General features: G+C 69.5%; 27 protein-coding genes. 17 read left to right on the top strand and 10 right to left on the bottom strand.

The genetic code is table 11. From position 1 onward, the window contains the following. The first annotated feature begins 4 nt into the window (after positions 1-4). A complete protein-coding gene (locus DMH03_RS02780; RefSeq protein ID WP_125790426.1) occupies positions 5-661 on the top strand; it encodes an alpha/beta fold hydrolase in 657 nt (218 codons plus the stop codon). Here the strand turns inward: DMH03_RS02780 and DMH03_RS02775 are convergent. Further along, a complete protein-coding gene (locus tag DMH03_RS02775; protein WP_125790425.1) occupies positions 639-1,274 on the bottom strand; it encodes a nitroreductase family protein in 636 nt (211 codons plus the stop codon). The two genes, DMH03_RS02780 and DMH03_RS02775, sit on opposite strands and share 23 nt — an antisense overlap. Positions 1,275-1,329: 55 nt before the next feature. Here DMH03_RS02775 and DMH03_RS02770 point away from each other — a divergent pair, with 55 nt between their 5' ends. Beyond that, complete coding sequence (locus DMH03_RS02770; RefSeq protein ID WP_125791506.1) at positions 1,330-1,806, top strand: MarR family transcriptional regulator; 477 nt, start codon at positions 1,330-1,332, stop codon at positions 1,804-1,806. On the opposite strand, the gene DMH03_RS02765 is transcribed toward DMH03_RS02770, so the two are convergent. From DMH03_RS02765 to DMH03_RS02755, 3 genes are all read right to left on the bottom strand, one after another. After that, positions 1,775-2,200, bottom strand: coding sequence for an ATP-binding protein (locus tag DMH03_RS02765; protein WP_125790424.1), 426 nt, complete (start codon positions 2,198-2,200; stop codon positions 1,775-1,777). The two genes, DMH03_RS02770 and DMH03_RS02765, sit on opposite strands and share 32 nt — an antisense overlap. 77 nt (positions 2,201-2,277) lie before the next feature. Next, on the bottom strand, positions 2,278-3,051 hold the full coding sequence (locus DMH03_RS02760) for a SigB/SigF/SigG family RNA polymerase sigma factor (RefSeq protein ID WP_125790423.1): 774 nt from the start codon (positions 3,049-3,051) through the stop codon (positions 2,278-2,280). Beyond that, positions 3,048-3,464, bottom strand: coding sequence for an anti-sigma factor (locus DMH03_RS02755; protein WP_125780713.1), 417 nt, complete (start codon positions 3,462-3,464; stop codon positions 3,048-3,050). Before DMH03_RS02755 ends, DMH03_RS02760 begins: the two co-directional genes overlap by 4 nt. Before the next feature lie 143 nt (positions 3,465-3,607). Between DMH03_RS02755 and DMH03_RS02750 the strand changes: the two genes are divergently transcribed. From DMH03_RS02750 to DMH03_RS02735, 4 genes are all read left to right on the top strand, one after another. Then, the gene (locus DMH03_RS02750; protein WP_125780715.1) at positions 3,608-3,916 is read left to right on the top strand and encodes a WhiB family transcriptional regulator; all 309 of its coding nucleotides are present in this window, start codon (positions 3,608-3,610) and stop codon (positions 3,914-3,916) included. 214 nt (positions 3,917-4,130) lie between these two features. After that, positions 4,131-4,484, top strand: a complete 354-nt coding sequence (locus DMH03_RS02745) for an STAS domain-containing protein (protein WP_125790422.1) — start codon at positions 4,131-4,133, stop codon at positions 4,482-4,484. A gap of 54 nt (positions 4,485-4,538) precedes the next feature. After that, the gene (locus tag DMH03_RS02740; RefSeq protein ID WP_125791505.1) at positions 4,539-5,324 is read left to right on the top strand and encodes a metal-dependent hydrolase; all 786 of its coding nucleotides are present in this window, start codon (positions 4,539-4,541) and stop codon (positions 5,322-5,324) included. 178 nt (positions 5,325-5,502) lie between these two features. After that, positions 5,503-6,060, top strand: a complete 558-nt coding sequence (locus DMH03_RS02735; RefSeq protein ID WP_125790421.1) for a TetR/AcrR family transcriptional regulator — start codon at positions 5,503-5,505, stop codon at positions 6,058-6,060. Positions 6,061-6,121: 61 nt separating this feature from the next. On the opposite strand, the gene DMH03_RS42005 is transcribed toward DMH03_RS02735, so the two are convergent. Then, complete coding sequence (locus DMH03_RS42005; RefSeq protein WP_158633059.1) at positions 6,122-6,448, bottom strand: hypothetical protein; 327 nt, start codon at positions 6,446-6,448, stop codon at positions 6,122-6,124. 32 nt (positions 6,449-6,480) lie between these two features. On the opposite strand from DMH03_RS42005, the gene DMH03_RS02725 reads away from it, so the two are divergent. Then, complete coding sequence (locus tag DMH03_RS02725) at positions 6,481-6,873, top strand: hypothetical protein (protein WP_125790419.1); 393 nt, start codon at positions 6,481-6,483, stop codon at positions 6,871-6,873. A 42-nt stretch (positions 6,874-6,915) separates the two neighbouring features. On the opposite strand, the gene DMH03_RS02720 is transcribed toward DMH03_RS02725, so the two are convergent. Further along, positions 6,916-8,553, bottom strand: coding sequence for an ABC transporter permease (locus tag DMH03_RS02720; protein ID WP_125790418.1), 1,638 nt, complete (start codon positions 8,551-8,553; stop codon positions 6,916-6,918). Further along, complete coding sequence (locus DMH03_RS02715; RefSeq protein WP_125790417.1) at positions 8,550-9,446, bottom strand: ABC transporter ATP-binding protein; 897 nt, start codon at positions 9,444-9,446, stop codon at positions 8,550-8,552. Before DMH03_RS02715 ends, DMH03_RS02720 begins: the two co-directional genes overlap by 4 nt. A gap of 94 nt (positions 9,447-9,540) precedes the next feature. Between DMH03_RS02715 and DMH03_RS02710 the strand changes: the two genes are divergently transcribed. Further along, positions 9,541-10,044: a GbsR/MarR family transcriptional regulator gene (locus DMH03_RS02710; RefSeq protein ID WP_034319891.1), complete on the top strand. Its 504-nt coding sequence runs from the start codon at positions 9,541-9,543 to the stop codon at positions 10,042-10,044. A 270-nt stretch (positions 10,045-10,314) separates the two neighbouring features. Here DMH03_RS02710 and DMH03_RS02705 read toward each other — a convergent pair whose 3' ends face one another. Next, positions 10,315-10,920 carry a TetR/AcrR family transcriptional regulator gene (locus tag DMH03_RS02705; protein WP_125790416.1) on the bottom strand — a complete coding sequence of 202 codons (606 nt, stop codon included), beginning with the start codon at positions 10,918-10,920 and terminating at the stop codon, positions 10,315-10,317. 96 nt (positions 10,921-11,016) lie between these two features. Between DMH03_RS02705 and DMH03_RS02700 the strand changes: the two genes are divergently transcribed. From DMH03_RS02700 to DMH03_RS02680, 6 genes are all read left to right on the top strand, one after another. Next, positions 11,017-11,649: an NAD(P)-dependent oxidoreductase gene (locus DMH03_RS02700; protein ID WP_125790415.1), complete on the top strand. Its 633-nt coding sequence runs from the start codon at positions 11,017-11,019 to the stop codon at positions 11,647-11,649. A 20-nt stretch (positions 11,650-11,669) separates the two neighbouring features. Next, entirely contained in the window at positions 11,670-12,386 is a 717-nt protein-coding gene (locus DMH03_RS02695) for an SGNH/GDSL hydrolase family protein (RefSeq protein ID WP_125790414.1), read from the top strand. 125 nt (positions 12,387-12,511) lie between these two features. Beyond that, complete coding sequence (locus DMH03_RS42250; RefSeq protein ID WP_199748656.1) at positions 12,512-12,679, top strand: hypothetical protein; 168 nt, start codon at positions 12,512-12,514, stop codon at positions 12,677-12,679. 329 nt (positions 12,680-13,008) lie between these two features. After that, on the top strand, positions 13,009-13,614 hold the full coding sequence (locus DMH03_RS02690; RefSeq protein WP_101611873.1) for an RNA polymerase sigma factor: 606 nt from the start codon (positions 13,009-13,011) through the stop codon (positions 13,612-13,614). Then, positions 13,611-14,090, top strand: a complete 480-nt coding sequence (locus DMH03_RS02685) for a carboxypeptidase regulatory-like domain-containing protein (RefSeq protein ID WP_125780735.1) — start codon at positions 13,611-13,613, stop codon at positions 14,088-14,090. Before DMH03_RS02690 ends, DMH03_RS02685 begins: the two co-directional genes overlap by 4 nt. Before the next feature lie 42 nt (positions 14,091-14,132). Continuing rightward, positions 14,133-16,736, top strand: a complete 2,604-nt coding sequence (locus tag DMH03_RS02680) for a CHAT domain-containing protein (protein WP_125790413.1) — start codon at positions 14,133-14,135, stop codon at positions 16,734-16,736. Between the two features lie 610 nt (positions 16,737-17,346). Here the strand turns inward: DMH03_RS02680 and DMH03_RS02675 are convergent. Then, on the bottom strand, positions 17,347-17,787 hold the full coding sequence (locus tag DMH03_RS02675; protein WP_125790412.1) for an SRPBCC family protein: 441 nt from the start codon (positions 17,785-17,787) through the stop codon (positions 17,347-17,349). Between the two features lie 49 nt (positions 17,788-17,836). Here DMH03_RS02675 and DMH03_RS02670 point away from each other — a divergent pair, with 49 nt between their 5' ends. Further along, positions 17,837-19,801 carry an FUSC family protein gene (locus tag DMH03_RS02670; RefSeq protein WP_125790411.1) on the top strand — a complete coding sequence of 655 codons (1,965 nt, stop codon included), beginning with the start codon at positions 17,837-17,839 and terminating at the stop codon, positions 19,799-19,801. Between the two features lie 3 nt (positions 19,802-19,804). Here the strand turns inward: DMH03_RS02670 and DMH03_RS02665 are convergent, their stop codons facing one another. Beyond that, the gene (locus DMH03_RS02665; protein ID WP_125790410.1) at positions 19,805-20,428 is read right to left on the bottom strand and encodes an AAA family ATPase; all 624 of its coding nucleotides are present in this window, start codon (positions 20,426-20,428) and stop codon (positions 19,805-19,807) included. Positions 20,429-20,517: 89 nt separating this feature from the next. Here DMH03_RS02665 and DMH03_RS02660 point away from each other — a divergent pair, with 89 nt between their 5' ends. Both DMH03_RS02660 and DMH03_RS02655 read left to right on the top strand, forming a co-directional pair. Next, positions 20,518-20,856, top strand: a complete 339-nt coding sequence (locus DMH03_RS02660; RefSeq protein WP_125790409.1) for a hypothetical protein — start codon at positions 20,518-20,520, stop codon at positions 20,854-20,856. A gap of 202 nt (positions 20,857-21,058) precedes the next feature. Next, positions 21,059-21,991 carry a TauD/TfdA family dioxygenase gene (locus tag DMH03_RS02655; RefSeq protein WP_125790408.1) on the top strand — a complete coding sequence of 311 codons (933 nt, stop codon included), beginning with the start codon at positions 21,059-21,061 and terminating at the stop codon, positions 21,989-21,991. Positions 21,992-22,024: the final 33 nt, after the last annotated feature.

Raw genomic sequence — 22,024 nt, 5'->3', positions numbered from 1 at the left:
GCGCATGACGACCTTCGTACTGATCCACGGCGGTGGCGGCAGCGCCTGGGACTTCCACCTCCTCGAGGCGGAACTGGCGGGCCGCGGCCACGACGTCGTCGCGGTGAACCTGCCGATCGAGGACGAGAAGGCGGGTTTCCCGGAGCACGTCGATGCCGTCGTGAAGGCGATCGGAGACCGCCGCGATCTCGTGGTGCTCGGCCATTCCTACGGCGGTTTCACCGCGCCGATCGTGGCCGGCGAGGTTTCGGCGCGGCTGCTCGTGATGCTGACCCCGATGATCCCGAAGCCGGGCGAGACACCGGGGGACTGGTGGGGCAACACGGGTTTCGAGGACGCCGAGGACCTCAGCGACGAGGAGAAGTTCTACAACGGCGTCCCCGCGTCCATCGTCGCGGACGCGGGCTCGCACGGCCGGAACCAGGTCAGCGCCGAATGGGGACAGCCGTGGCCGCTGGAAAAGTGGCCGGACGTCCCGACGAAGGTCCTCATCGCGCGCGAAGACCACTTCTTCACGCCCGACTTCCAACGCCGGGTCGTCCAGGACAGGCTCGGGTTCGCGCCGGACGAGATCGACGGCTCGCACTCCGTGCCCTTGAGCCACCCGAAGGAACTGGCGGACCGACTGGACTCCTATCTCACCAGCGGTCCAGCCGCATGACCTCTTCGAGCGGCTGACGCGCGGCGGGCTTGAAGGTGGCGCCGGTGTAGAACGCCGTCGGGATGAGCGCGGCCTGGTGCACGTTCTCCGGCAGGCCGAGGATCTCCGCGGCCTCCTTCTCGTACGCGAGGTGCAGCGTCGTCCACGCCGTGCCGAGCGTGACCGCCCGCGCCGCGAGCATGTAGCTCCACACCGCCGGCAGCAGGTTCCCCCACAGCGGGGCCTGGTTGCCGGCGGGCAGTTCGGCGCTGTTCGTCTCCAGGCACGGGATGACGTGCACGGGCACCTCGCCCATCTTGTCGGCGAGGTACTCGACGCTGGAGCCGACGCGCTTCTGCACCTTCGACCGTTCGGGATCGTCCGCGAACAGTTTCCCGGCCGCGTTCGGGGAATCCAGGTACTCGCGGCACGCCCGCTGATAGAGCTTCCCGAGTTCGGCCCGCTGCCCGGGATCGGTGATCACGAGCCAGTGCCAGCGCTGGGTGTTCGACCCGCTCGGCGCCTGCAACGCGGTCTGCAGGGCGTGTTTCACCAGTTCGAGGGGGACCGGCCGGGTCAGGTCCAGTCGTTTGCGGACGGTTCGAGTGGTCGTCAGCAGCTCTTCGGGCGTCATCCGGAGATTATGTCGTTATGATCCGCTGGTGGGGAGGCCGCCGCGCGAACGAGGGATGGGGACCTTGTTGCGCCATGTCCTCGAATTGACCGAGGCGGACGTCTCCGCGTTCTTCGAAGACATCGGGCTGGGGGACTACCGTCCGCGGTTCACGCCGTTCGTCCGCGCCATCGTCACGCACGGGCCGCTGCCCATCCGCGATCTCGCCGTCGAAGTCGGCGTGACGCATTCCGCGGCCAGCCAGACCATCGCGCAGATGGCGCGCCAGGACCTCGTGTCGCTCCGGCCGGGGACGGACGCCCGGCAGAGGATCGTTTCGCTGACCGAGAAGACGCGGCGCCTGATGCCGACACTCGAAGCCGAGTGGGCCGCGACCAGCGCCGCGGCCGAGCAGTTGGAAGCCGAACTGCCGTATCCGCTCAGGGAAGTACTGGTCGCCGCCGTCGAGGCCTTGGAGCGGAAATCGCTCCGGGAGCGCATCGCCGAAACGGACGCCGCGCTCAGGCTGGGGCGTCGACCCGGTCCAGCCTGAAGACGGCCCAGACGTACTTGCCGCCGGAGCAGAGCTCGTGTCCCCAGTCCTCGGACAACGCGTGCACCAGCTGGAGACCACGGCTGCGCGCCGCCATCGGCGACGGTTCCTTCAGCCTCGGCCGCTTCGTTCCGGAGTCGAAGACCCGCAGGGTGAGCCTTCCCTCGGCGTACTCGACCTCGAGCCTGTCCGGCTTCTCGCCGTGCTCGAAAGCGTTCGTGACCAATTCGGACGTCGCCAAGAGGACGTCGTCGACAGCCGGGCCGTGAAGGCCGAGGCCCACCAGAGTCGCCCGCACCGCCTGCCGCGCGACGGCGGGCGCCGTCACATCCACCGGCAAGGGGAGGGAGGCCACCGGCAACGAGCCCTCCGATCGCGTTTTGGACATCGTCATGGTTCCGCACCTCCCCTCACGAGAGACTTTCAGATCCGCTGTTCGCCTCCCTGATACCCACAAGAGCCGAGGTCGAATCAGGTCCCGTCAGTGAGTTCCGTCTCGGTCAATCCTTCGCGCAGTTTCTTCAGCGTGGAGGCCAGCAAACGTGACACCTGCATCTGGGAAACCCCGACTCGGCGCGCGATATCCGACTGGCTCATCCCGGACCCGAACCGCAGCGCGACGATCTTGCGCTCCCGGTCGGGCAGCCGCTCCAGCATCGGCCGCAACGCCTCGCGCAGCTCCGCCTGGCTCAAATTGGCGTCCGCCTCGCCGAAGCGGGTGTGCGCCGAGTTCTCCAAGAGGTTGTCCAGCGAGGCCCCGTACCGGCCCTGACCGGCGCGAAGGCCCTCGTAGACCTCGTCGATCGGGACGCCGAGATGGGCGGCGATCTCACTGGGCTTCGGCGCGCGGGAAAGCCGGACCGTCAGCTCCTCGCGCACGGCCGAGATGTTCGCGTTCAGCTCCTTGAGCCGCCGCGGCACCCGGACCGACCAGCTGTTGTCGCGGAAGTGATGCCGGAGTTCGCCGGAGATGGTCGGGACCGCGAACGCCAGGAAATCACTGCCCTGGCCGGGATCGAACCGGTCGACGGCGTGGATCAGCCCGATCGTCGCGATCTGGACCAGATCCTCCATCGACTCGTCCCGGTTGCGGAACTTGCGCGCCAGATTGCGCGCGAGCTCCAGATGAGCGCGCACGAGCTCGTCTCGGAGCCCTTCACGCTCTGGCGCGTCCAGTGGCAACGCGCACATACGCTCGAACAGGGCCGGAACGTCCGCGCCGTCTTGCCCGACGGGTTCCGTCACGGCCGGGCCGCCTCGCTCTCCCGGATGAGTTCCACCCTGGACAGGTAGCCGCCGTCGGCCGGGACGACACTCCGCCGCGCGGACGTCGCCAGCGCGGTGAGCAACTGCCAGGACAGCCCGGTCTCGTCGTCGGGTTCCGGAGAGTCCGAAAGGACGGAGACGGTCACTTCGATCCGCCCGTCCTTCCACGAGAAAACACAGGTCAGATGGCCGTCGGTGGCGGACGGGAGCAGCATGGAGCAGGCTTCGTCCACCGCCATTCTGAGATCTTCGACAGCGTCCAGATCGAAGTCCTGGCGCATCGCGATATCCGCGACGATCGTCCGGAGAGTCGGCACCACATGCGGTACCGCGGCCGTGCGTACCTCGATGAGTTGAGCGCCCTCCCCGCCGGGCGGGGTGTTGTCCACCACGTGTGTTCCTCTCTCGAGCAGCGCTGCCGGTCCGGTGCTGGATCACTTCCCTGGGTGTGAGCAAACCAAACCCACGTTTGACGCGCGCAGGGGGCGGGCATGTAACCGGCGACAAACGATCTCCTGGGAAGGCGGGGACCGACATGGCTGACGTGAGCCGGCTGCCGAACGTGGTGGCGGAAGAGTGGGACTGGCAGCTCCGTGGGTCGTGCCGAGGCGCCGACAGCAGCTTGTTCTTCCACACGGACAACGAGCGTGGTTCGGCCCGTGAGCGGCGCGAATCGCGGGCCAAGGCCATCTGCCAGACCTGCCCCGTGCTGGCGCAGTGCCGTAAGCACGCGCTCGCGGTGCAGGAGCCCTACGGCATCTGGGGTGGTCTCGGCGAGATCGAGCGCCGCGAGCTGTTCCTCCGTGAACGCCGCGCCGGGCGCAAGACGTTGACCGCGCATTGAGCGCGTCCCGGGCACCGGTCGGCGACGCGCGCGACGGCGATCGCGGCGCCCCGTCCGTACTGGGTTAGGGTTGGGACTGTCGTTGCGGGGACAGCCACGCCTACCCGCCGAAAAAGAGCGTGCGTCCGTGTCCGGACTGGGCGCGGCCGTCGCTTGAGACCACAGGCGCGTTCCGGCGCTGAGCGTCGGTTCTCACCTGATGAGGAGAATGTGCATGCCCGCAGCGGACCAGAACACCACGCCGCCCGGTTTCAGCATCACGCTGGACGCCGACGCGTCTGAACCGCGTGTGGTGGTCACCGGTGAGCTAGACCTGCTGACGAGCCCGCAGCTTCAGGAGACCCTCGGGGCCCTGATCACGGACAAACCGTCGGGCCGGGTGGTCGCCGACCTGACCGGTGTGACCTTTTTCGATTCCTCGGCGTTGAACGTGGTGCTCCAGGCACAGCGTCAGGCCGCCGAGAAGGCCGTCGAGCTCGAAGTGGTGCCCAGTCCGCAGGTGAGCCGAGTGATCGAGCTCACCGGCGTCGCCGAGCACCTCAGCGTGTCGGAGGAGCCTCCCGCCTGATCCCCCGCTACGGTCGTGGGCTCGTGATCCACGACGCCTGGGGGCTGCACGATGATGGGGCGGACGCATGCCCTGACCGGCTGGTGCGCGGGGCTCGCGCTCGCACCCGTGGTCGGCGCGGGCACGGTGCACCAAGCGGTCGTGTTCGCCGCGACCACCGCGGGGTTCGCCCTCCTGCCCGACCTCGACCACCCGGGCGCTCGCGCGTCGAGGCTGCTCGGCTGGTTCACCGGCGCGATCTCCTGGCTGCTTCGCCGGGTCTCCGCGGCTCTCTACGCGCTGACCAAGGGACCTCGCGACGAGAAGGTCACCGGTAAACACCGTCATCTCTCGCACACCGTGCTGTTCGCCGTCGGCCTCGGCTTCCTGACCTCCTGGGGCACCACCGAAGGCGGACCGTGGGCGGTGTTCGGCGTCGTCGTCCTCGGCGTGCTGCTCGCGGAAGGCGCGCTCGGCGACTGGCTGCTGCCGGTCAGCGGCGCCGCGGTCGCGTGGTGGGTGTGGACCGCCCCGCCGGACAAGGCGGCGCAACTCGCGGAGATCTCCGGCTGGCTCGGCATCGCCGTCGCGGCCGGGTGTTTCGTGCACTGCCTCGGCGACGCGCTGACCGAGTCCGGCTGCCCGTTCCTGTTCCCCATCCCCATCGCGGGCGAGACCTGGTACGAGATCCGGCCGCCGAAGCCGCTGCGGTTCCGCACCGGCAAGAACGTGGAGAACCGGCTGATCTTCCCGGTGTTCGCGGTCGCCGCGGTGCTGCTGATCCCGGGCGTCTGGGAGTACCTGTTCACCACGGTCCAGGGGTTGTTCACGCCGGAAGGCACGCAGACCGCGGTGCACTGAGCTGTGCCCTCGGCGGACCGCTCGCCTTCCCTCCGCTGACGTTGCGAAAGCCACTTTCGCAACGTTGAAGGTTGCGAAAGTGGCTTTCGCAACCCGGCCCTTTCGCCGTTGCCGAGGAATGCCCTCGCCGGGTCCGGCGTTGAATCGGAACGCCGGACCCGGTTGAGGAGGGGGAACAGTGGACAAGCCAGTGCTGAGAGCCGACGCGCGCCGCAACCGAGCGAAGGTGCTCGCAGCCGCCGAAGAGGCCTTCGCCGTCAACGGCCTCGCCGTCCCCCTCGACGAGATCGCCCGCATCGCCGGTGTCGGCGCGGGCACGGTGTACCGGCATTTCCCCAGCAAGGAAGCGCTCTTCCAGGCCGTCGTCCTCGACCGGCTCGAACAGTTCGCGCGCGAAGCACGCGACCTGCTGACCGCCGAAGACCCCGGTGAAGCGTTCTTCGACTTCTTCAAACGCGTCGTCCAGCAGGCGTCCCGCAACCGGGCGGTGTGCGACGCGCTCGCCGAGACGACCGGGCTGGGTTTCAAAGCGAACGCGGGCAACGATTTCCGGTCGGCGACGCAGGCGCTGCTGACGCGGGCACAGGCCGCGGGCGCGGTGCGCGAGGACATCAATGGCGACGACCTGCGCGCCCTGATCGCCGGTTGCCTCGCCGCGGAACGGTATTCGCTCGAGGAACGTCACCTCGTGCGGGTCGTTGTCGACGGTTTGCGCACGTTGCGTGACAAAACGTAAGATCGACGCGAGAAGTCCTCGTACCTGCGCTTCGCATGGCGAGGGGGTGCCGGATGTTCCGTCAAGGTCCCACCACCGGTTCCGTCACGGTCGCGGCCATCGCGGGTCTCGCCACCGGACTGCTCGTCGCCGCCCTTTTGGTGGCAGGCCGCGAGCCACAACCCCGCGTCCACGAAGTCGGCACGACCCCTTCCCCGACGACGACCTCCCGTTCGGTCGGGCCGGTCACGGTGACCGTGCCGGGAAGCGCGCCGGAACCGCTCGTCATCACCCGCACCAGCACGCCGGCGCCGCGCACGGTGACCAGGACCGTGACGCCGTCCACCACTTCGTCGACGGTGCTCCCGCCCAGCACGACCGGCACGGGATACCGGAGAGACTGAGGCAACCCGGACGGTCCCTCGCGCCGTCTGTCCGGGTATGCGGCGGCTACCCGTTTTCTTGCTCCTGCTCGCGACCTCGACCGCGTGCCAATCCGGCGAGAAGGCCTGTCCGGCCATCGCCCTGTCAGAGGGGATCTCCCTCGCCATCCCGCCGGAAGTGGCTGCCGACGTCACCCGTGTGTCGCTGGAGTTGTGCTGGGCCGGTGACTGTGTGACCGAGTCCGCGCCCGGCGGCGAGCACGTTTTCATCCCGACCAGGGGCTTGCCGACCACGCCGGTCCGGACCACGGTGACCTTCGACGACGGGAAACCCCACGTCCTCGACGTGACTCCGGTGATCGCCTACCCCGCGGGCGAAGACTGCGGAGGCGGTGTGCCGGGCGCGAAACTGGTCGTGACGCCCGGCGGTGAAGTACGGCAAGGACCGTGAAGGCCGCCCCCGATGAACGGCCTCCACGGTCATCCCCTGTGGCTAGCCGACGTCGCGACGCCGCCAGCCCATGAGCCCGGCCACGAGCGCGACCACGGCGACCCCGGTCAGCCAGACCAGCGGTGTCGCGGTGAACTCCGCGGCGGGCAGTTTCGGAACGTGCGAGAACGGTGAGACGTCCAGCAGCACCTGCGGCAGGTCCAGCACCGGGCCGAACAGGCTGAGCAGCAAGGCCAGCCCGGCGATCGCCCACCCCGCCGTCGACAGCTTCGGCGCCAGGCCGAAGAGCGTCACGGCGAGGCCGACGATCACCCACACCGCCGGAAGCTGCGCCAGCGAAGCGACCACCATGTCCCCGACCGAGCCGGAGACAGCGCCCGCCCGCATCCCGTTCGACAGTCCCAAGAGGACACCGCTGACCACCATCATCAGCGCCGTGCCGCCGAACGCGAACACGAGATGGCTCCCCAGCACCCGCAGCCTGCCCACGCCGGTCGCGAGCAGCGGCTCGACCCGGATCGCGGTCTCCTCGGCGCGGATCCGCAACGCGGCCTGCACCCCGTACAGCGCGATGACCATGGCGAACAGGCCCGCCATCGCCGCCATGAACGCGTCGATCAGCCCGTCCGTACCGCCGAGACGCTGGAAGATCTCCTTCGCCTGCCGGCTTTCCCCGACGACGTCACCGATGCCGCTCGCGACCGAGCCGAACACCGCGGCGCACACCGCCGTGCCGATCAGCCAGCCGATCAACGGGCCCCGGTGCAGCCGCCACGCCAGCGCGAACGGGCTGCGCAGCGACGCCGCCGCTTCGGCGGGGCCTGGCCGCGGCGGGATGATGCCGGTGCCGACGTCGCGCCGCGGGAGCAGCGCGTAGCCGACGGCGCCGACGACCACGGTCGCGGCCAGCGGCAGCAGGAAGACCCACCAGCGCTCGTCGGCGAACGGCCGGATCTGCTGCGCCCACCCGATCGGGGACAGCCAGGAGACCCAGGTCGCGTCCGAGGTCGAGTCGCCGACCGCGCGCAACAGGAACGCGACACCGACGGCGGTGGCGCCGATCCCGTTGGCCGTCCTCGAGTACTCGGCCACCTGGACGGCGACCGCCGCGACGGCCGTGAAGACCAGCCCGGTCACCGCGGTCGCGGCGCCGAGCGCGAGCGCGCCGTCGGCAGGCAGCTTCGCGCCGATCATCAGCCCGGTCTCGACGAGTCCGATGAGGACACTCGCGCCGGCGGACACCAGCACACCCGCGGTCAGCAGGGCGTACCGGCCGACCACCGCGGAGGCCAGCAGTTCCGCGCGGCCGGAGTCCTCCTCGGCCCTGGTGTGCCGGGTGACGGTGAAGACCGCCATCAGCGCGACGACCAGTGCGAGGAAGCCGCCGAGCCGCCACGCGGTGAACCCGCCCGCGGTCGAGAGGTCGAAGGCCGGGCCGTAGATCAGCGAAAGCGACGGGTTCGCGCCCATGCTCGCGGTGAGCCCGGCCCGTTCGGCGGCCGTCGGGTACAGCGTTTCGAACGTCCCCGACGACGTCGAAGGCATGATCCCGAGCAGGACGACCCAGATCGGCAGGACGATCCGGTCCCGCCGCAGCGCCAGCCTGGTCAGCTGCCAGGTGCCGACGAGTCCGTGCGCCGGTTCGGAGACGGTCACCGGGCGGTCCAGCGTCGCGGTCATTTCGCGCTCGCTTCGGTGGTGTAGTGGCGGAGGAAGAGCTCTTCCAGCGTCGGCGGCTGGCTGGTCAGGCTGCGGACGCCGACCTGGGTGAGCTGGCGCAGCGCGTCGTCGAGGGAACGGGTTTCGACGTCGAACCGGACTCGGTTGCCTTCGACCTTGAGGTCGTGGATGTTCTCCAGTTTCGTCAGCCCGTTCGGCGGGCCGGCGAGTTCGGCGGAGATCGACGTCCTGGTGAGATGCCGGAGCTCGGCCAGCGTGCCGGTCTCCACGGTGTGCCCGTTGCGGATGATGCTGACCTTGTCGCAGAGCGCCTCGACCTCGGCCAGGATGTGGCTCGACAGCAGCACCGTGCGGCCCTGCTCGCGCTCTTCCTGGATCGCGTACTGGAAGGTGGCCTCCATCAGCGGGTCGAGGCCGGAGGTCGGCTCGTCGAGGATCAGCAGGTCCACGTGCGAGGCCAGCGCCGCCACGATCGCGACCTTCTGCCGGTTGCCCTTGGAGTAGGTGCGCCCCTTCTTCTTGGGGTCGAGGTCGAACCGTTCGATCAGGTCCTTGCGGCGGCGCTGATCGAGCCCGCCCCGCAGCCGCCCCAGCAGATCGATCACCTCGCCGCCGGAGAGGTTGGGCCAGAGGTTCACGTCGCCGGGGACGTAGGCGAGGCGCCGGTGCAGGCTCGCCGCGTCCTTCCACGGGTCGCCGCCGAGCAGGCGGACGTCGCCCGAGTCCGCGTGGCGCAGACCGAGCAGGACCCGGACGGTGGTCGACTTCCCCGCGCCGTTCGGGCCGAGGAAACCGTGCACCTCCCCAACGGGTACCCGCAGGTCAAGGCCGTCCAAAGCCTTGGTCCGGCCGAAGGATTTGTGGAGGCCGGAGATGGAGATGGCGTTTTCCATGTATCTGAAGGTACAGTGATTTCACGAAGTTGTGAAGTTAAGAAAACGTATGGATGGTGTGATCACTCTGGGGGTAGTACGAGAGGATGTGCCCATGACGACGACGCCTGAGAGTGCTTCGAGCACCCAGAGAGACGAGGACGCCGTCCGCCGTTACGTGGAGCACCTGGGCCTCACGCTTTCCCAGATCGGGATGCAGCGGATGCCCGCCAGGGTGTTCGCCGCGTTGATGACCACCGACGCCGGCCGCCTCACCGCGGCCGAACTGGCCGACCAGCTCTCGGTGAGCCCCGCCGCGATCTCGGGGGCCGTGCGGTACCTGGAACAGATCGGCCTGGTCGCCAAGGAACGCGAGCCCGGCTCGCGCCGCGACCACTACCGGCTCTTCGACGACCTCTGGTACGCCACCTTCATGAAACGCGACCGCATGATCACCATGTGGCGCGACGCCGCCGACGAGGGCGTTTCGGCGCTGGGCGAGGGCACGCCTGCCGGCGAGCGGGTCGCCGAGATGCGGGACTTCCTGAGCTTCATGATCAAGGAGCTCAACGACATGTACGCGAAGTGGCACGAGATGCGGGCCGAAAAGGGCAAGTAGGTCGCGCGGGCGCGGGTGGCCGTTCGGTAGAGGTGGTCGTGAGTGGCGATTCGGGTTCTAACCCGAATCGCCACTCACGAGGGCTTGCTCGGCTGAGTACATGAAGGGCCCCTTCCTTGCGCCTAGGTACAGGAAGGGGTCCTTCATGTACTTCGGGCAGGTGTGAAGGTCGAGTTTCCTCGGCTGAGCCGAGGGAAGGGGGCCTTCACGGACCGGGGCCTGGCACCAACCGCAGCCGGAACCGCGTGGGTCCCTAAGACACCCTTGGCCCTAACCCGAATCGCCACTCACGACCAACGCGACCACCAGCGTGCCCGCCAGCCTCTCCGCCCACCGGTCCAGCTCCTCCGCGGGAGGCTCACGGTCCTCGAAGGACGACAGGAACGCGTACTGGAAACAGGCGCCGAGCAGCAGGGACGCCGACGCCTCCAGATCCGCGTCCTCGCGGATCCTGCCGAGCCGGGCCTCTTCGCCCAGGTACTCGATGACGCGTCCGAGCGGCACGTCCGGCCCGCCGTCCCTGCTCATGACCCGTTCCCGATGGGTCGCCAGCAGCTCCCGCGAGGAGAACAGCGACACCGCGATCGGGAAGCTCTCCAGATAGAACGACAGCGTGATCCGCGCCAGCCGGGCGAGGTTCGCCGCGAGCGGGGTGTCAGCCGCGGTCTTCATCAACTCGTCCAAGGTCGTCCCGAGCCCGGGAAGCCGCTCGGTGAGCACGCTCATGAAGATCTCGGTCTTGTCCTTGAAATGCTTGTACAGCAACGCTTCCGAGTAACCCGCCGCCCGCGCGATGGCCTTGGTCGTGGCGTGCGCGTAGCCCTGCTCGCGCATCACCTTCGCCGCCGCGGCGACGATCTCCTCGCGGCTTCCCATATTCGCTCCTGAGGGCTTCTCAGCGTTCGCTCGACAAGTGGTGGGTGAACACTCACCATAGTGGGTGAGTGTTCACTAACCCAGAAAGGCGTGACCATGAAGCTCACTGTTCTCGGTGCCACGGGCGGGGTCGGTTCGGAAATCGTCAAGCAGGCGCTGGCCGCCGGGCACCACGTCACGGCCGTCGTCCGCGACCCGTCCCGGCTCGACGTCGAGGGTGAACTGCTGGAGGTCGTCGTCGCCGGACTGTCCGAGCACGGCGCGTTGACCGAGGCGGTGTCCGGACGTGACGTGGTGATCTCGGCGCTCGGCGCCCGTGACCGGACCCCGACGACCGTCGTCACCGACGGAGCGCACGCCGCCGTCGCCGCGCTCGGATCGGCGGGGACCCGGCGGCTGCTCCTGGTGAGTGCCAGCGGTCCGTTCGTCGACGGCGACACCTTCTTCACCAGGAACGTCGTCAAGCCGATCCTGGGCAGGGTCCTCCGGCATGCCTTCGCGGACATGATCGCCGCCGAACGGATCGTGCGCGCGAGCGACCTCGATTGGACGATCGTGCGCCCGCCGCGGCTGCTGAACGGGCCGCACACCGGCGCCATCGCCGCGCGCACCGACGGCAACGTCCGTGGCAGCTACAGCATCAACCGCGCCGACGTCGCCGATTACCTGCTCCGCGCGGCCGCGGACGACTCGCTCGTCCGACAGACCGTCTCGATCGCCCACGGCTGAGGCGGAAGTAGAGTCGCGGGGTGATCAGCCGTGCGGTGGTGCTCGCCCCGATCCTGCTCGCGCAAGCCGTCCGGGTGCGCCGTACGACGCCGAGGCTGCCCGGCGCCGCGGGCCCGGTCACCGGCCTCGTGCCGGGCGACGGCCGTCCGGTGCGGCTCGCCGTGCTCGGCGAGTCCACTGTGGATGGCGTCGGCGCGGCGACGCACGCCGAGGGACTGACCGGACGGCTCGCGGACGAACTCGCGCGGGACGGCCGCGCGGTCGCCTGGCAGGCACTCGGCAAGACCGGGGCCAACGCCCGGGTGGCGCGCGAGGAGCTGCTGCCGCTGCTCGAACCCGCCGACCTCGTGGTGATCGCGCTGGGCGTCAACGACACGATCGAACTGCATTCGGCCGCGCGCTACCGGCGCGACCTGCTCGACCTCGTCGTCGCCCTGCGGCGCCGCGCCGGGCCGGTCCCGGTGGTGCTGGCAGGCGTGCCGCCGATGGGCCGGTTCCCCGCGCTGCCGCGTCCGCTGCGGGACGTCCTCGGCGCGCGGTCGGCCGCCCTCGACGCCGCGGCCGCGCGGCTGACGTCGCTGCCCGGCGTCGTCCACGTCCCGATGCCCGCCGCGATGCTGGACCCGGCGACCTTCGCCGAGGACCGCTTCCACCCCGGTCCGGAGGGGTACCGGCGCTGGGCCGGGCAACTCGCGGACGTGAGCCACCGGCTACTCAGCGGCACATTTCACCGGTAAAACCGCTGATCAGGTCACTCTCCTGCCACAGAACGAGAAATTTCCGCGAAAAAGCTGGCTCTGCGTGTATCTGGTGGCAGCCTCGTTGCGTCCTATGGAGCAGTCGAGGAAATGAGGGACACCCGATGACGACCGAGACCAACACCGCGCCCGTCGACGACGAGGCCACGGCCACCGAAGACCTCGAAGAGACCCCGAAGCCGGGCCCGATCACGGCGCCGGTCCCGCCCCGTCCCGGTACGAGCCCGGACGGCAACTGGGACCCGCACGGCACCAAACCGCCGGTGAACTGAATTAACACAGACAGGTGATGTCCGGAGGCCGAGGGGGCCTCCGGGCATCACCTCCGGGTGCTCCTTCGGGGGAGGGGGACGCCCGGACGCGGGCCCGTTGGGGAGCGGGCCCGGGGGGAGGGAAAAAGGGCCGGCCGGTGCGCAGTCCACACCTACTCGCGCCGGCCGGTGCCTTTGTCCTCGCCCACCTCGAGGGGGACGACCGGAAACCCGACAAAAAAGTTAGTGACTTGATGTATCCCAGAGCCTCTTGCACGCTCCTTTTCCCCGAAAGGCCCGCGATACTGCCAGCGCCGACACGAAGACACGTCCGAAGTGGGGCAGATACGGTGACCGACGTGCAAACGACCGAGGTAGACCCGCCATGGGAAGGACTGACCGGTGCCGACCTGCATGCCGCCTGTATGCGTGCGGCCCGCGCCGGTGACCGCCAGGCGATGGACAGACTTGTGCACGAGCTGACCCCGCTCGTGTGGCATGTCGCGCGTGCGAACGGGCTCGATCGCCTGACCGCCGAGGACGTGGTCCAGACGGTGTGGCTCGCCCTCTTCAGTCAGCTCGACAAACTTCGTGACCCCAAGGCGCTCGCCGCCTGGTTGATCACCACCACCAGACGTGAAGCACAGCATCCTTTCGGCCGCCGCGCCCAGCCCGTCCCGCTGACCGACGAGCTGGCCGAAAGCATGGAGAGCACCCATCCGGCTCCCGAGGAGGAAGCCGTCCGCGCCGACCGGGATCGCCGGGTCTGGCGCGCCTTCCTCCGCCTGCCGCACCGCTGTCAGCAGCTCCTTCGGCTGACCGTGCTCGCCGGGCGGGCCGAATACCAACTGGTCGCCGAAGCACTCCGTATGCCGCGCGGAAGTGTCGGCCCGACCAGGGGCCGTTGCCTCGAATCGATGCGCGACCTGCTGGCCCACGAAGGGGGAAGCCGATGAACGACCTCGGGACGCCGGGGGAGATGACCTCCCCGGGCGATGAGGACCTGCTCGCCGATATCGGGCGCTTCATGGACGAATTGGACCCGCCGCCGGGAGATCTGGTGCAGCGGGTTCAGTTCGCGCTCGCGCTCGAAAACCTCGACGTCGAGGTCGCCCGCTGGGAACGGATGGACGCCACGGCAGGCGTCCGTGGCAGCGACACCGGCACGATCACCTTCACCGTCAGCGACCTGACCGTGATGATCAACCTCACCAAGATCGGCAAGAAACACCGGATCGACGGCTGGCTCGTGCCCGCCGGCGAGTACGGAGTGGAGGTTCGCGTGGCCGAGCACGGCACGAGTTCCACCACCGCCGACGAGGGAGGCCGATTCGTGCTGGACAACGTCCCCCAGGGCACCACCCAGATCGTGATCCACCTCGGTGACGTGACCTGTCGCAGGACCGTCGTGACCCCCACAGTGGTGCTCTAACCGGACGGCTGTTCCGTTATGCGGCGTGGGTGTGCTCCCATAGTGCGTGTGCCCGCGCCGTCTCCTCCTGTCGTCGATCCCGTAGCCGAGGAAGCGGCCGAACTCCATCGCCGGGCGAGGGCCGCCGCCTCGGATCACGGGCTCAGCAGGCCGATACGGCTGCTTCGGCGCGCGCTCGCACTTCTCGGTCCGGTGGACGCGGATCTGGTCGCCCGGCTGGAGATCCGGGTCCGGATCCTGATCAGCCTGGCGGCGGCCGAGGCGGAGTTCGTGTCCCAAGAGGACGGTTTCGCCCGGCTGGACGAGGCGGAACGCATCCGGCTCCTGCTGCCGGGTGGCGATGTCCGCCACGAGCTGCGCTTCGTCGTCGGGCTCCAGCGTGCCGTCGTCCTGATGCGAGCCGGACGGCTGGAGGAGTCGCTCGCGCTCAACAACGCCTTCCTCCCCGGGCTCGCCGCCGAGGCGGGCAAGTACAGCGCGGTGCTCACCCGGTCACTGGTGAACCGCGCGTGGCTGCATCTGGAAATGAGCAACCCGGACGCGGCGTACCGCGACCTCGTCGAGGCGTCGGACCTCGCTGTCGAGCACGGCCATCGGTTGCTGGAAGGGAAGATCCGGCACAACCTCGGTGATCACGCGCAGCTGCTCGGGGACATCCCGGAAGCGCTCCGGCACTACGAGCAGGCGGCCGCGATCTTCGTGACCGACGGCCCCGGCTCGCTGCCGCTCGTCCGGCTCGACCAGGCGAAGGCGCTGCTGACCGCGGGCCTCGCCGAAGAGGCCGCGCGGCATCTCGACGACGCCATCCCGGAACTGCGGCACAACGGCGCGGTGCACCTCGTCGCGGAGGCGGAGGTCGCCAGGGCCGGTGCCGCCATCCTGGAACGCGACTACCCGCTGGCGAAGAAGCTCGCGGCGTCGGCACGGCGGAGTTTCCTGCGGCGTGGCAAGGGCCGCTGGGCGGAGATCGCCGCGTTGACCCGGCTCCGCGCGGACGCGGTGAAGGTGCTGGCGGACCGGGAGAAGAAGCCGTCCGCGAAACTGCCGGGGCGGCTGGCCGATCTCGCAATCCGGCTGGCCGGACTCGGTCTGCGCGACGAAGCGGGCGCGGCCAGGATGTTCGCGGTGCGGTTGCTGATCCGTCGCGAAGAGACGGTCGCCGCGCAGGAACTCCTGGCGCAGGTACCGAAACCGCGGCAGACGACGCCGATCGACCACCGGATGCAGCTGCGGTTGTGCCGGGCCGAACTCGCGGTGGCGTCGCATCGGCCGCGTTCGGCGCTCGCGCAGGCGCGCGCAGGGTTGGCGGAACTCGGGCAGATCCGCGACCGCATGGGCGGGCTCGACCTCGTCTGCGGGACGGCGGCGCACGGCGAAGAACTGGGCAAACTCGCGCTCACACTGGTGCTCAAGAAGGCGAGGCGTAGCGGCGCCGGGGCGAAGAGCCTGTTCGCGTGGCTGGAACGCACGCGCGCGCAGGTGTACCGCTACGAACCGCTCCCGGTCATCGAAGATCCGGCGCTCGCCCGGCACATCAACGAAATGCGGCACGTGCAGGGGACGATCCAGGCGCGGCGGTTGTCCGGCGAACCGGTCGGGAAGCTCGAGGAACGCTACGACCGGTTGCAGCAGGAGGCGACCCGGCTCGGGTGGTACACCAGCCAATGGGGTCGTCCGCGGCCGGTGTCGACACCCGAAGAGGTGGTGGAGCGGCTCGGCGATCGCGTGCTGGTCAGCCTCATGGGGTATCGCGACACCTTGTACGCGGTGGTCGTCGACCACGGCCGGTTCCGGCTGCTGAAGCTGGGGCCGCTCGCGGAGATCGTCGAGACCGCGCGGCAGTTGCACGCGGACCTCGACGCGCTGGCCCCGGACAACCTGCCCGCGCCGCTCGTCGAGGTCGTCACCGGTTCCGCGCGGCGCCGGGCGGACAAACTGGACACACTGATCTCGGCGTCGCTGGCGAAAACGCTGCAGAACCGCGAGCTGATCATCGTGCCGATCGGCTCGCTGTACGCGTTGCCGTGGGGTGCTTTGCCGTCACTGCACGGACATCCGGTGTCGATCGCGCCGTCCGCGACCGCATGGGTGAGCGCGTCGGGACGGCGGAACTCCGGCCCGGTCCTGCTCGCCGGCGGGCCCGGTGTGCCGGGTTCGGTCGGTGAGGTGCGGAACCTGCGGACGGTGTACCCGCACGCCAGGCTCGTCGACGGTAAGGACGCGACCAGCGAAGCCGTACTGTCCGCTTTGGACGGTTCCGGGATGGCACACCTGGTCGCGCACGGCGCGCACGAACCGGCGAACGCGCTGTTCTCGCGGCTGGAACTCGTCGACGGCCCGTTGTACGCGCACGAAACCGCGCGGCTCGCGAAGCCGCCGGAACGGGTGGTGCTGGCCGCGTGCGAACTCGCGATGAGTCACATCCGGCCCGGCGAGGAGGCGCTCGGTTTCGCCGGGACGCTGCTCGCCAGCGGATCGCGGACGGTCATCGGCGCGATCGCGCGGGTCGGGGACAAGGCCGCCGCCGAAGCGATGGCGGATCTGCACCGTCGGCTGGCCTCGGGGACCGCGCCCGCCCTGGCACTCGCCGAAGCGACCGCCGCCGACCCGCTGCGGCGGCCCTTCCTTTGCCTTGGCGCGGGCTAGAGATGTCGTAAGTGGGTAAGGACGGTTAGGCCAACCGTGTCTTGCAGGTGCACGGATGGCGCTTTCGCGTGCCTGAACGGACGACACACGTGATCAGGCGGACGACTCGCTGCGGAACCCTCGGCCGCGGTCGTGTCGTCCGCCGGATCACGCGTGTCGTTCGTCCAGTCACGTGTGTCGTCCGCCGGATCACGCGTGTCGTTCGTCCAGTCACGTGTGTCGTCCGCCGGATCACGCGTGTCGTCCGTTCAGTCACGTGACATCCCTGGTGCTGGACCTCGTGAGTGATAAGGACGGTTATTGAGGGGAAGGTGACCCTGGGGTGACGCGGCACCGCACTCGCGTGATCAACGCGAGTTACGTCTCCAAACACGTGAGTTACGCCTTCGCGCCGCCCGCCACCCCGGGCGTTGGGCTCGCCACCGTAGACCCAAGGGGCGAAAGCTCCCTTCGCCGCGTCCGATGCGGCTATGGCGTCCTTCAGTTCCCCACAGGACTTGTCCACAACCATCGCCACCTGTGGACAACTCCGCCGACCAGCCCTTCCCAGCGCCCATCGCCGGTAGACTGGACTCGGGGTCGCCCCCCTTGGGAAGGGCGGGGGGTGGGGTCAGGCGCGTTCGGCGTGTTTCACCAGGCGGGTGGCCAGGATCGAGATCACCGTGCGCAGAGCGGTGCGGACGGCGGCGCCGGTGCCGGGCAGCGGTTCGGTGAATCGTCCCGTCCACCGCAGATCCGTGCCGCCGGAAGCGTTCGGCGTGAACGAGACCTCGGCGCGGTAGTCCTTCAGCGGCGCGAGGCCCGCGAAGCCGTAGACGTGCTTTCGGTCCTGTTCGTACTCAAGAGTCTCTTCGTGGAGATACACCGGCCACAGGCCGACGGCCCGGACGGCGCCCACCCCGTCCGCATCCGGTTCCCGCGCCCAGCGCGAGTGGAACACCACCGGCTTCGCCCATTCCGACCACCGGGAACCGTCGGCCTCCAGCGCGAACAGGGAAGCGGGCGAGGCGCTGCTCGTCCGGTTGATCTCGAAGGAGTACGTCTTGCCCATGTGGCGACGATAACCGCTCCGGCCGCCACGGATAAGTCAAGATAGGGGCGTGAGCACGTCGCGCCGCGAGATCGCCGCACCGCATTGGCTGGTGCAGCTGCTCCGCAGCACGCCGGTTCCCATTCCGTGGAACATGGTCGCCCGCGCCGTCCTCGCCCTCGCCGTACCGCTCGCCGTCGGCTACGCACTCGGCGACATCGGCGTCGGCGCGCTCATCTCCACCGGCGCCCTGCCCACCGTCCTCTCCGAATCCGCCGGCCCGTACCGCTACCGCGCCCGTCGGCTCGGCGGCGCCACCGCGGCCGCCGCACTCGGCTACTTCGCCGGGCTGATCACCGGCGGCATCCCGGCCGCTTCCATCCCGGTCGTCGTCGGGGTCGCGGCGGTGTCCGCGCTGATCAGCGCGGCGGGCAGCAACGCGTCGGTCGCCGGATTGCAGATGTTCGTCTTCTGCGTGCTCGGCACCGGCCAGCACGTCACCGGCCTGCGCGTCGAAATCCTCCTCGGCTACTTCTGCGCCGGCGCCGCCTGGAGCCTGCTGATCGCGCTCGCCACCTGGACCTTCCGCGCCACCAGCCCCGAACGCGGCGCCGTCGCGCACGTCTACGTCGAACTCGCCGCGATGCTGTCCGCGACCGACGAAGCCACTTCCCGCGTCGCGCGCCACCAGCTCACGACCGCGATGAACACCGCGTACGACCGGCTTCTCACCGCGCGATCCTGGCTCTCCGGTCGCGACGCCACCTACCGCCAGCTGCTCAACCTGCTCTCGGCCAGCACCCCGGCCGTCGAGGCGTCGGTCGCGATGGTCAACGCCGGCCGCCGCGCCCCGGAAGACGTGATCGACCACTTCATCGCGACCTCGGCCGCCGTGCTCGCGAACCAGGAACTGCCGGAGCCTCCCGAAGCGCCAGAAGACACAGACCCGGTCCTCGCCGCGCTCTACGCCGGACTCGCCCGGATAGGCAAGGGCGACAACCGGAAACGGCGCGAGGTCCAGCCGTGGCACAAGCGCCTCCGCGGCTGGGCGGGTTCGCTCGTCTCCGGTCCGCTCACCTGGTTCGCCGCGCTGCGCCTCACGTTGTGCGTCGCGATCGCCGAAGTCGTCGCGCTGCTCGTCCCGTTCGAACGCTCCTACTGGATCACGCTCACCGTCGGCATCGTCCTCAAACCGGACTTCGGCTCGGTCTTCGGCCGCGCCGTGCTGCGCGGCATCGGCACGGTGATCGGCGTCGGCATCGGCGCGGCCGTGCTCGCCGCGGGCGGCGAAGGCTTTCTGCTGGTCCTGCTGATCGCCGTGTTCGCGGGTGGCGTCGCGGTCGGCAAGGTCCGCAACTACGGCATCCTCAGCGCCTTCGTGACGCCGCTGATCATCCTGCAGATGGACCTCGCCAGCACCGGAAGCTGGGACGTCGTGCTCGCGCGGCTCGTCGACACCGTGCTCGGCTGCGCGATCGTCCTGCTCTTCGGCTACCTGCTCTGGCCGGGCAGCCGACGGCCGCAGGTCGGCGGACGGCTCGCCGACAGCCTCGACTGCCTGGTGAAATACGTCGACAAGGGCCTCGTGCTCGCGCCGTCGGGCGAAGCGCGATTGGAACGCTCACGCGCCCGCCGCCGCGCCTACCGCGCGCTGGCCGACCTGCGGACCGCGTTCCAGCAGGTCGTCGTCGAACCCTCCGCCGCCGGACGGCAGGCCGTCGCCTGGTGGCCGGTGATCGCCGGACTCGAACGTGTCGCGGACGCCGTCACCGAGGTCGGCGTCACCCTCGGCCGCGGCGCCCCCGCCCCGGCCGACGCCGACATCGCCCTCCTGACGGCCGCCCTCACCGAACTCGCGGCCGCCGTCCGCGAGGAACGGGACCCGGCGGAGATGCCGATGCCCGAAAGCGAGCAGTTGTCCGGCGTCGTCGACCAGATCGGCGCGGCCTTCGACGCCGTGCGCGGCCCCGACCTCGTCGAACGCGCGCCGCTGCGACTGGTCCGGCGATTCCTGCCGTACCACCGCCGCGCCTGAGCGTCAGCCGAACCGGATGTGCTTGACACTCGTCCACTTGCGACGGACGAAGCCCCGCAGCGCGGTGTCCGTGTTCGGCGCGAGCGTCAGCCCGGCCGACGCGGCGACCCGATCGGCGACCTGCGCGACGGTGAGCGTGTCCGTAGGGATGTGTTCGCCGAACTCGACGCCGCTCAGCCGGTCCAAGCAGAGGTCGAGCTTCGACACCGCGAAGCTCTCGCGTTTCGGCGGGACGCCCTTCCGCCGCACGGAGTGCACGATGCCGCGTTCGCTCAGCCGTCGCAGCACGGTCTCGCGCCGGGCCAGCAGCGCGAAGTGCCGGACGTCGTGCCCGCGCTCCCGCAACCCGCCGATGATCTCCTCGAAGTACCGCGGCTCCACCAGCGTCATCGGCACGACCACCGGTCCTTCCTGCTCGCGGAGTACCAGGTCGAGTACCTCGAAAACGCCCTGACGCCACGCGGACAGGTCCTGGAAGTCGGTACGCAGCCGCGGCGGCATCATCCGATGCAGGCCGAAACCCGCGATCTCGGGATCGGACAGGACACTGCCGGGCAAGCGCCGGTGCAGTTCGTGCGCGGTCTGCGTCTTGCCGCCGCCGAACGGGCCGTTGATCCAGACGAGCATGGCGCCGACCCTAGCGACGCAACCACCCGGATGGGGGAGGGTGAGCATCGTCTCGAACTAATGTTCGAGTTTTCACGCATAATCGACGCATGCTCGACACTGGTGACACGCTGCCGCCGGGGCCGCGTCACCTGCACATGGTCCGGCCCAACCAGCCCGTTTGGGTCGATCTCAAGCTGGTGTACCCGGTCGGCGCGGCGAAGACCCGCCTGCCCGACGGCCTGGACCTGACCGCCACGGTCCCCGGGCTGCTGGGGATGTGGCGGGCGACGACGACGGCGCACTGGGTCGGCTGGGTCACCTTCCAGCTGGGTCCGGTCGGCCGGGGCGGTACGACGCATTCGCAATGGGTGCTGGCCGAGGCGCTGCGGCCGCGCGAGGAACGGAACACTTGGTCGGGTAGTTACCCCTCCGAGCGGAGGCGATGATCTTCCCGTTTCGTGGACGGTGTTGACCGCACGCCAAAAAGCGCCCACGATGGCCCCGTGTCCGTCCCCTGGGAGTCCGCGCCGACACGTTCGGCCGGCGAAGGCGTTGCCGCATTGCTCCTGCGTCGTGGACGGTTGGGTTCTCCGCCCGCCTAGCTCCTCAACTCGCCAAGTCATCCGACGGTGAATCCAGGGAGCAAGTATGTCCATCGCACTGCCCGACCGTGTCCGTCTCCGCCCCGCGACCGTCCCCGACGGCGGGATCCTCGAAGGGCCGCGCCTGCTGCGGCGCCTGCCGGAGGGCGTCGAAGAACGCCCGTACGAACTTTTCGCACTGCGACCGCTGGGACGGCTGATCGGTGCCGAGATCGGCGGCGTCGACCTCGCCCGGCCACTGACGCCCGCTCTCCACGCGGAGCTGAACCGCGCGCTGCTGGAGTGGAAGGTGCTGTTCTTCCGCGATCAGGACATCACTTCGGCGCATCAGCGCGCGTTCGCCGCCAACTGGGGTGAACTGGAGACGAACCCGTTCATCCCGAAGGGCGAGACCGAGGACACCACCCGGTTCGCCCGGTCGGCGAGCATGCCCGCGTTCGAGAACATCTGGCACGTGGACGTCACGTTCCGGCCCGCGCCGGCGCTCGGTTCGGTCCTGCGGCTGATCGAGGTCCCGCCGGTCGGCGGCGACACGATGTGGGCCGACATGGCCGCCGCCTACGACAACCTGCCGGAAGAGATCCGTGAACGCATCGACGGGTTGACCGCGGTGCACGACTACATCCCCGGCTTCGACCGCTTTTCCGACCCGGAAGTGTTGCTACGTCACCAAGACGCCTTCCCGCCGGTCGAGCATCCGGTCGTCCGCACCCATCCGGAGACCGGGCGGCGCACCCTCTTCGTCAACCAGGCCTTCACGACCCACATCGTCGGTATCGACCGCGACGAGAGCGACCGGCTCCTGCGGTACCTGTTCAGCCGCGCGCACACCCCGGAGTTCCAGGTGCGCTTCGCCTGGCGGCCCGGTTCGGTGGCCTTCTGGGACAACCGCGCCACACAGCATTACGCCCTCAACGACTACCACCCGCACTCGCGGGTGGTCGAACGCGTCGCCATCGTGGGCGACCGGCCGTTCTGAGCGTCCCCGTGACGGGTGATCGCCGGGGCGGGT

This window comes from Amycolatopsis sp. WAC 01376 (assembly GCF_003947415.1).
Classification (GTDB): Bacteria; Actinomycetota; Actinomycetes; order Mycobacteriales; family Pseudonocardiaceae; genus Amycolatopsis.
This window is presented reverse-complemented; position numbering and strand designations above follow the sequence as displayed.